General features: G+C 56.3%; 2 protein-coding genes. Both read left to right on the forward strand.

Annotated elements, in window-relative coordinates:
* The coding region (locus tag ACYVTD_RS14205) for a class II aldolase/adducin family protein (protein WP_461248374.1) at positions 1 to 443 on the forward strand (443 nt) is incomplete at its 5' end.
* 1 nt (position 444) lies between these two features.
* Positions 445 to 914 (forward strand): MTAP family purine nucleoside phosphorylase (locus ACYVTD_RS14210; RefSeq protein WP_461248375.1); only part of this gene is annotated, 470 nt, incomplete at its 3' end.

Here is a 914-nt window from a genome sequence, read left to right on the forward strand (position 1 = left end):
GGTATAAGGGAAAGGAATTTCTTATCAGCGGAACGGCGACGGGCGCGATACCGGAACTGACTCCCGCCGAATACTGTCTGGTAAAATCCCTCGACTTGTTACAGAACCGAATTGTTTCCGAGGGCCCGGTTCAGGCGTCGTCCGAAGCCATGACCCACGGGGCAGTGTACCATTCCTGTCACCGCGCAAAATGCGTAATCCACATTCATTCCGCCGCCGTTTTCAACGGCATGATTCCCGACGGATACCATGCGGCGGCGAAAAACGCCGCTTACGGAACGCCGGAGATCGCCCTCGATCTCGCCAAGTGCGTGCCTGAATTGGGCACCAACGAAGGGGCCGTAGTTCTCGCTGGCCACGATGAAGGCGTAATCGTGTGGGGCCCCACCGTGGAAAGGGCTTTAAAAATAATTCAAAGCCTGAATAATAGATATGGAGGATGATATGGCAATCATTGGAATAATCGGCGGAAGCGGCTTGGACAATCCTGACATTCTTTCCGCCCCCCGCGATGAAAAAGTTACGACCCAATACGGCGACCCTTCGTCACCGTTGAAACACGGAAAAATAGACGGCGTACAGGTAGTTCTGCTCGCGCGTCACGGACGGGAGCACACCGTCCCGCCCACTCAGGTAAACTACCGCGCCAACATCGCCGCGCTCAAGTCGGCGGGTTGCACCCACATTGTCGCAAGCACGGCGGTAGGCTCCCTCAGGGAAGAAATCCGCCGGGGCGACCTTGTCATCATCGACCAATTCATCGACTTTACCAAACAGCGGAAAATGACTTTCCACGAGACCTTCGCCCCGCACAATCCGATCCATTGCCCCATGGCGGATCCCTACGACAGTCGCCTCAGGCAGATCCTTATCGACGAGTGTAAGGCAAGGGGCTACCCCTTTCACGACCGCGG

It is taken from the genome of Treponema sp. R6D11 (assembly GCF_054786075.1).